Genomic DNA, 8,356 nt, shown 5'->3' with positions numbered 1-8,356 from the left:
CGTTGAGATACGTAGCGAGAGACGTATTGAGGAGTTGTGTAGCCAACCTGTTGAAGTAGCGGCGGCCAAGAGTGTTATGGGTTCTAAAATGAAAGTGGAAGAAGCAGATTTCCATGAGCTTATGAGTCTCACAAAAGAGCTACAGCAAACATTGGCGGCCGAGCATGAGAGTACCCATGCATTGAGTCGTGAGGTGGATCGCTATGAGAAAGAGAATAAGGTATTAAAGCATGATTTGAGTGAGACAAGGCAAGAACTACAGATATACGTGGCGCATCAAGATGGCGAAGTGGAGAAGGCTAAAAAGAAAATGCGTGAGAAGTTGGTACGTGATTTTTCAGCTGAACAAAAGGAAAACATCAAAGATGAGGTTAAGAGAGAACTAGATAAGCAATATCAAGCTCATATAAGCTCTCTCAGCGACGATTTAATGATTGAGAAGCAGAAACATGAGAAAACAAAAAAAGAGCTTGTACAGGCAAATAAAGTGAATGAGAGCTTAACAAAGATGAATCTTGGTTATATAAAGGATTATGTGCCAAAAGAAGAGCTTGAAAAAGCGAATAAACAGGTTGATGAGCTTAAAGAAGAGAATAAAACATTGAAAGTTTGGAAGGAAAAAGCGTTAAATTGGATTGACAAGAATGTCGAGAGGATGAAACAGATTTCATTTTTTCAATATGTGGGTGGTATTCGAAAGCAATCAAAGCGCGAGGAACAAGAACTAGAAAGATAAAAAGGAGAAATGAAGTTGAACAAACTAAAAATGATCGCTTTACTTGTTATCTTTGCTTGTGTGACTAGTTATACAGTTTATTTACTGTTAACTGCTTATAATTACGGTTTTACTGATAAGTAAAAAGAGATATTAAAAGTAAAGTAAAAAAGGACATAAAAAAAGCTATTTCAATCGTATTGGCATCGGAGTGAAATAGCTTTTTCTACTTTACATTCAAGAGTGTTCTGGTTAGTCATGGATATCTTTATATGTGAAGTATATCACAAACTTTTTTGGTTGTGAAGATGAAAATTAAAATTTGTATGACAAGTTTTGATTCCAAAATAATTAATAAGAGCCAGGAACAAGAGATTAAAAGATAAAATTCCGTTGTATAAGGACATTTGTATACTGTAAGATATTATTTGCATACAAATAAAGAGATAAAACTAATATAAGGTTGATTAGTCTTAGAATAATCAACTTTATATTAGTTTTGTGATTAAAAGCAAATGATGGGTGAGGGGAATATTGGAATCTCATAAGGTGATCTTAAAAGAGGCTTTAACGGTTGAGATTGAAAAAGAGAGAAAATCTCTGATCAAAACGGCATTTCAAGAGGGGTTTACAAGTAATAACACTGTAGAAATCAGTCAATTTATTGACGAGATGTTAAATGAATTAGAAAAGATTAAATAGTTCTTGAATATAAGAAAAGCCCTCTATATTGAGGGCTTTTCTTAGGTGTGTGGTTTCTAGTTATCTTCGATAAAAGATGAAACATGTGCAAATATAAAATACCTCATGTATCCATGCTTTGTCGAGGTAAAAAAGTAACAAAATAAAAAGCAACCTCGGCATTGGCCGGCGAGGTTGCTTTTAGGGATACACCTATGAAAGTGTAAAAAATCGACTGGCTTAAATAATATCACATTTTTGCCATAAAGACTATATTTTTCCTGAACAACATATGTATAAAACGTGCACTTTTTATACATTAAATCCTTACCCACTTATCCAAGGAAACCCCGTTATATCAAGGATGTATAAAAAGCTGCATAAAGAAGAAACAAGGCCCCATCGAGAACCCTTCTCCCAATAAGGGTTCTCATTTTAATGTGTTCCGGAAAGAGATATTATGTTAACTACCTTTGTATATGATATACAGCTTAAAAACAGAAAAAACTCCTGCAGGTTGTTCAGGAGTTTTTTCTACTACATTTATTAAACCAAAGGACTGATGCCTCACGGTGTCTTGAGTAGTTTGCCCAAATTAGCCTAGACAATTCACTTAAAAACAGGTCAATGAGTATAATATAATTTGTATTCTTAGGATCATCCGTTTTTTTGAAAAAACATCTTCTTGACAGTATTTATATAAATACAAAAAAACATTGGCTAAACATTAGCCAATGTTTTTTTGTATTTGTTGGGTTTTTTATTTCATCTATTATGCTCTTAATATCCATCCTTTATGAATACTGGGAAAGCCCATTATAGTAACTGGATGTATATAAATTATACATTTTATTTCATTTTATTTGGTATACGAATAAATTAAAAAAGAATCAAACGAAAGGATGAAATAAATGTGAAATGTCAACTTTCTTATTATAAAAGGGTATGTTACAGGAAGGGGAGGCGTAAAACTCGTTACTGTAAGAGAATATCCGATAGGTGTCATAGCTCTACTGTTGTATCTTTTCTTCGAGTTACTTATTCTGATTCCGGACCTTGTTGTTACTCACTCCAAGGCCCAGCAGGTCCCCAAGGTCCAAAGGGCACTCAAGGCCCAGCAGGTCCCCAAGGTCCAAAGGGCACTCAAGGCCCAGCAGGTCCCCAAGGTCCAAAGGGCACTCAAGGCCCAGCAGGTCCCCAAGGTCCAAAGGGCACTCAAGGCCCAGCAGGTCCCCAAGGTCCAGAGGGTGCTCAAGGCCCAGCAGGTCCTCAAGGTCCAGAGGGCGCCCGAGGTCCAGAGGGCGCTCAAGGCCCAGCAGGTCCTCAAGGTCCAGAAGGCGCTCAAGGCCCAGCAGGTCCCCAAGGTCCAGAGGGTGCTCAAGGTCCAGAAGGCCCCCAAGGTCCAGAGGGTGCTCAAGGCCCAGCAGGTCCTCAAGGTCCAGAGGGCGCCCGAGGTCCAGCAGGTCCTCAAGGTCCACCAATTACGGGACCAATAGCAACGACTAACATATTATATTTTACCCTTTCCGATGGACAAAAACTTGAGTATACAAACAGTGATGGCTTATCACAATACGGATCAACTCAGATATTATCACCAAGCAAAGTTTCTTATATTAACTTGTTTATTAATGGTATCCTCCAACCTCAAAGTAGCTACACAGTTGAAGAGGGAAAATTAACTTTGGAGGAGGCCCCCTCAGAGGAAGCTCCAATTACTCTTCAGTTTATAATTATTAATTAATGAAATGCATTATATGTACATTATGCGGTGTTTTACAGAGGAAAGCCGAAACAAACCGATTTCCTAAAAAAGAATCGGTTTGTCTTGATTATAGAAAAGGACTAGTTGACTACAACTTCAATAAGGACTGGAGTTCCCCCATCAAGTGCATCGCCACCTGGAATAGTTATAGTAGTAGTAGTAATGGTTGAGGTATCGGCTGTTTGAGGCTGCGCGTTTATATATAAAACATAATAAGCAAATGATCCTGGAAATGCTGTAGCAGCGGCACCAGTATCATCTGTAAAAGCTGTTGCCGCAATTGCAAATGTGGCACCAGTACCTGTACCATCTCCTATTGTGGCAGAAAACTTTCTTGAAGCCATAAAAGGTTTGATAATAGGCATCTAGATTCACCCCTTTTCAAATATATTAGGACAATTCGTCAGAGAAAATACTTGTCCTTTTATTAGTTTATTATTTTATTTTTTTGTGGTAACGGTAAATTATCTAATAAATAAACACATTTTATAAGAATTTTGATACGTTTAAATTGACTTCTACTATTCTTGTGTAAAAGTAGGAATTATCACGTTTCGTTCGAATACTAGTTACATACTCTTAAAATGAAAGTGGAGGCTAGTATAATGCTAGTAAAAGAGATATTAAATAAAATTATAGTAAAAGAAATAACGATTAAAGAATTAGCTGATATGTACAATGTAAGTACTCGTACTATTCAATTAAAGATTAAGAAATTAGGATATGAGTGGGACAATAAGCAAAGTATTTATCATTATGTTGGGGAAGATCCAGAACCTTTAAACCTTGATTTTAGTACACTTATCTCTAAAAATAAAAAAATGCTAGCAGAACAAAAGCAAACTAACAGTGAAATAGCTAGTACTATTGAAAGTAAAAGCAATAGTACTAGCAACTTGAAAGCTAGTACTATTGCTAGCAAAGTAGATGCAATCGATATCTTGCTACAGAATCCAAAAGATCGTTCTAAAAGAGTATATCGAGGTTTTTATTTTGATGATGATGTTTTAAGTATTATTGATCGAGTTCCAAAGAGTTATAAATCTGAATTAGTGAATGAAGCTCTAAGAAAAGTATTCAAGGAAAAAGGCTTATTAGACTAGAAAACTCACCTTAAATGAAGGTGAGTTTTCTTCCTTATTTGACAAATAGGGTTTGCAAAAATGTAGGATTTGGTAGAAAATTAGACATAAGAAAAGCCCTCAAGTTTTAGCGGACAGGAGGACTTTTCAAAATAAATCTTATTAAGAAGGAATTAACCTTCAAATACATAACGTTATAACTGTATTCTAACACAATAGGGTTAATTCCTTCTACAAAAAAATGGAGGAATTAAGTTGGAAAAAGCATTAGAGTCAGCTGAAAGAAAAGCTAGACTTAAAGATTTTGAAATTGAGAATAAAGAATTTGAACATAATTATAATAATGTCTCAAAAGAAGAGCTAGAAAATGCTCTTAAAATAGTCAGTAGAGCTACTGGTAAAGAAGCTTTCATAGGCACTAAAAAGAGTCCTCAATCTAGAATACGTTTTGCTCAATTTTTACAAATGAATTGGATTTTATTAAGAGAAGAAAAATATTTTAGTAGTGAGGAGAAAATATTTTTAACTGATATTCAGCCGAATATTAGTATGCATTCGAATGCCATTGTAAGTAATATAATGAGTAAACCACCTAGTGCTCTAACTATTCAAGGACTTGCTGATCGTTTAGGAACATCTAGAACAAAAATTAGCAGAATAGTAAATAGCTTAATAAAAAAAGGTGTTTTAGCCAAGGCCGTTTCTGGAGATATAAAAGATGTAAAACAAGCTAAAGATTATGTCTTGTTTGTAAACCCAAATATTATTTATGTAGGGGATAAAGAAAAGGTAGATGAGCATTTAATTTTAATGTTTAAAAATCAGATGAAATCTAATCCCATATTAAAAAAATTACCACAAAAATTATTTTAAAAGCCGTAATAATACGGCTTTTTTATTTTATTCACCGTATCAAATTTGATACGGTACCGTATCAAATTTGATACGGTACTAAACCTTTATAAACCTTGATATATCAAGGTTTATAAAGGTTTAGTACCGTATCTTACTCTCATTCTCTTATTAAATAGCAATTCGCTGATAGAATTGCAAGGGTCTTTTTATAGTTTTTTCGCTAAAAGTATAAAACTAAAATAGCTATTTAAAATACAAGGTTCGAGTAGTATTTTTTAAAAAAATCACTTAAAAAATCTCCACTCTTTTCTCCTTGTATTTTAAATTTCGGCAGGGGTGGTTATATCGCCAAGCCGAACATACCCAAAACGAAGTTAAAGATGCTCGGCTTACGACGGCCATTATACCTGCCGAACCGCCAGAGCAGCCGTCCTAAATTTCTGTTTTCTAAAAATAAGAGACGCAAACGGGGACTAGTCCCCGAACCCCTAGCCAGCGCGCCACCCCAAAACGAACGGGGGAACGGGTATGAACGATTGCCATGCATCCCATGGGAAATGGTTGCATGGGGGGCGTGCACTTGTTTTTGTTATAAATAAAATCTCAAAAAACATATTAGCGTCAAAACCTTGTTATAATGGGATTTATCGTATGGGAACGCCCCCCGTGCATGGTCGAAATAATGTGCACGGGGGGCGTTCTTTGTTATTGTTTAAAGGATATTTGAGATACAAGGTATAACTATTTATATAATTATAATTGCACGGGAGGGAACGGTATGTCAGAAGCAAAACTTGGCCAAGAGCCGGCGTATTGGACTGGTGAAATAGCAAAGAAGCTAGAGATATCTGATAGCACTTTGAGAAAGTGGTGTATTCAATTGGAGGCCGCAGGTTATAAGTTCATTAAGGGGGAAAATGATAGCCGTGCATTTACCGATCATGATCTAAAAGCCCTACAATTGTTTAAACAACTTGTAAAAGTTCAACGAAAGACTAAAGAAGCTGCGTGTTTAGAAGTAGTGGAGCGTTATGGCATACGCACAGGAACGCCCCCCATGCAACCAGCACAAATGGCTGTGCAAGCCCATGAATTCAAAGATAAAATTGATGATATGGTCCAAAGTCTTGAAGAGATAAAAAAACAATTGAAGGAACAAATGGAGTTTAATAAAAAGCTTGTGGAACGTATGGACCAACAAAGTATGAGCCATATACGTGAAATCCAAGAGACAAGAAAACAACTTGCTGCTGCTGAGGAAAAAAAGAAGTGGTGGGAATTTTGGAAATAAAAAAAGACTGCTGGTTATTTAGCAGTCTTTTTTTATTTGGATGGTTAATTTCCGATAACATCTTAATCTCTACTTTAATTATAACCCTAATTGAAAATTATTTATAGACTGTTTTTCCACTCATGTTCGGCCTTATACTGTTATACGCAAGTCAAAAAGTATAAAGGGTGTGGCTATATGAATGAGAAGAAAAATGTCTTGGATCCTGGTCCGTTTTTTCACGGTACTAAAGCAGAACTAAAAATTGGAGACCTGCTTGAACCGTTGTATTTATCTAATTATCAGGATAAAAAATCTAACCATATCTATTTTACTGGAACATTAAACGCTGCTAAATGGGGTGCTGAATTAGCAAGATCTAATTCAAAAGAGAGAATTTATATTGTAGAACCATTAGGCGATTTTGAAAATGATCCGAATTTAACTGATAAAAAATTTCCTGGAAACCCAACGCGTTCTTATAGATCTAAATCTCCCTTGAAAATAGTAGCTGAATTAGGTTCATGGGAAAGACATTCCGATGAAGAAATAAATCATATGCTTACATCTTTAAAAAAGTTAAGTGAAGAGGGAAAGAATATAATATACGATTGATCCTCATATGAGAGATAATGTCTTGATTCCTGGAGTAAACATATAGCATACATGCAATGAAGGCCGCCTTATAGGATGATATCTAATGGGCGGTCTTTGTTGTAACTATGACTTGAAGGAGGAAACCTTTATTAATAGGAATAGGAGTTTTCTACTGATTGCTGTGGTTATCAATATGGCTATATGGATCTTCGTCCAGGAACAAATGACAAATGCAAAAGCTGACCATGCTATTCTATCCATCAACCAACCAAAGATATGTGAATGAACATTGGAAGTCTGTCAACGGTAAATCGCAAGACCGCCAGGTCGAGAATTTAAGGAGTTGATAGACGCAATAGACCTAAACCCTCTTGGCACTCAAACAAACTCGTTTGTTTGACGCCAACCGGCGAGGGAGCCCCCTCAAAAAAGTGAGGGGGTTGGGGGAGTTTTTTAGATGGGGTTAAGGGGAAGAGTTCCCCTTGCAGGTGGTGGACGGCGTCCACGGTCTTTAAGAAAAAGGGCATCCGTTTAGGATGTCTTTTTTCTTTTTGGCGGAGCCAAACACAGGAAGGAATTCCGACCGCCACCTCGTAGAGCGCGCTCCCAATTTGATCGAAGATGAAAAATTGGTGTAGTGCGTTACACCAAATCTAAAGTTATGGTATGCTGGACCTAAGAACAGTGGTCGAAATGAGGGATTGAGGGATGGCCAAATATGGGATTATCCGGATGCAAAAGTTCCACAAAGACGCAATATTAGGGATCCAGAAGCACAACCAACGAGAAGGCGAGAACAGTAAAAATAGAGACATCGATTCAAACAGGACGATGCTCAACTATGACTTTGTGAATGAGGATAAAATTAAGTACCATGAAGAAATTAAAAAGATGACGGCCACACGTGTGAAACGAAAGATTCGGAATGATGCCGTCCTGGTGGCAGAATTCTTTGTGTCGGCCAGTCCGGAGTATATGCATGCGATGTCGCCAGACGAGCAGCGCAAATATTTTGAAGCATCACTGGACCATATAGCTGGCAAGTATGGCCAGCAGAACATTTTATATGCCGTCGTACATAACGATGAGTCAACGCCACACATGCATGTCGGGTTTGTGCCGATTACGGAGGATCGACGCTTGGCGGCGAAAGAGTATTTTCATGGTAAAACCAAGATTCGTAGAATCCAGGATGACTTTCACAACTACATGAACAAACGTGGTTATGATATTGAGCGTGGCGAGCCGAGCGAGCTGCAGCATAAAAGTGTGCATGAGTTTAAGAAACAAGAACGAGAAAAAGAGCTAAAGCATTTGCAACAGCTAGTGGCTTACAAGGAAAAAGAGCTTCAACGTATGGATAATTTGGTGGAATTAAAAACAGCACCACC

The 8,356-nt window shown here is 37.0% G+C and carries 8 protein-coding genes and 1 pseudogene; 8 read left to right on the top strand and 1 reads right to left on the bottom strand.

Annotated features, from left to right (window positions below; all coding sequences use genetic code 11):
* The 3 genes and pseudogenes from ACLHDF_RS32815 to ACLHDF_RS32805 all read left to right on the top strand — a co-directional run.
* Positions 1–736 (top strand): annotated as a pseudogene (locus ACLHDF_RS32815) (plasmid recombination protein); the annotation flags it as partial.
* Positions 737–1,249: 513 nt separating this feature from the next.
* Positions 1,250–1,417 carry a Spo0E family sporulation regulatory protein-aspartic acid phosphatase gene (locus ACLHDF_RS32810; protein ID WP_413922467.1) on the top strand — a complete coding sequence of 56 codons (168 nt, stop codon included), beginning with the start codon at positions 1,250–1,252 and terminating at the stop codon, positions 1,415–1,417.
* 892 nt (positions 1,418–2,309) lie between these two features.
* Complete coding sequence (locus ACLHDF_RS32805; protein ID WP_413922466.1) at positions 2,310–3,140, top strand: DUF4183 domain-containing protein; 831 nt, start codon at positions 2,310–2,312, stop codon at positions 3,138–3,140.
* Between the two features lie 101 nt (positions 3,141–3,241).
* Here ACLHDF_RS32805 and ACLHDF_RS32800 read toward each other — a convergent pair whose 3' ends face one another.
* Positions 3,242–3,526 carry a DUF4183 domain-containing protein gene (locus tag ACLHDF_RS32800; RefSeq protein ID WP_413922465.1) on the bottom strand — a complete coding sequence of 95 codons (285 nt, stop codon included), beginning with the start codon at positions 3,524–3,526 and terminating at the stop codon, positions 3,242–3,244.
* Positions 3,527–3,766: 240 nt separating this feature from the next.
* Between ACLHDF_RS32800 and ACLHDF_RS32795 the strand changes: the two genes are divergently transcribed.
* The 5 genes from ACLHDF_RS32795 to mobV all read left to right on the top strand — a co-directional run.
* A complete protein-coding gene (locus ACLHDF_RS32795) occupies positions 3,767–4,264 on the top strand; it encodes a hypothetical protein (RefSeq protein WP_413922464.1) in 498 nt (165 codons plus the stop codon).
* A gap of 234 nt (positions 4,265–4,498) precedes the next feature.
* Complete coding sequence (locus tag ACLHDF_RS32790; RefSeq protein ID WP_413922463.1) at positions 4,499–5,116, top strand: MarR family transcriptional regulator; 618 nt, start codon at positions 4,499–4,501, stop codon at positions 5,114–5,116.
* Between the two features lie 760 nt (positions 5,117–5,876).
* On the top strand, positions 5,877–6,389 hold the full coding sequence (locus ACLHDF_RS32785) for a DUF3967 domain-containing protein (RefSeq protein WP_413922462.1): 513 nt from the start codon (positions 5,877–5,879) through the stop codon (positions 6,387–6,389).
* 177 nt (positions 6,390–6,566) lie between these two features.
* Positions 6,567–6,983: an NAD(+)--rifampin ADP-ribosyltransferase gene (arr, locus tag ACLHDF_RS32780; protein WP_098591290.1), complete on the top strand. Its 417-nt coding sequence runs from the start codon at positions 6,567–6,569 to the stop codon at positions 6,981–6,983.
* A gap of 690 nt (positions 6,984–7,673) precedes the next feature.
* Positions 7,674–8,356: MobV family relaxase (gene mobV, locus ACLHDF_RS32775; protein ID WP_413922461.1), on the top strand; the 683-nt coding region annotated here is incomplete at its 3' end.

The sequence above is a fragment of the Priestia megaterium genome (assembly GCF_046599315.1).
GTDB lineage: Bacteria > Bacillota > Bacilli > Bacillales > Bacillaceae_H > Priestia > Priestia megaterium_F.
This window is presented reverse-complemented; position numbering and strand designations above follow the sequence as displayed.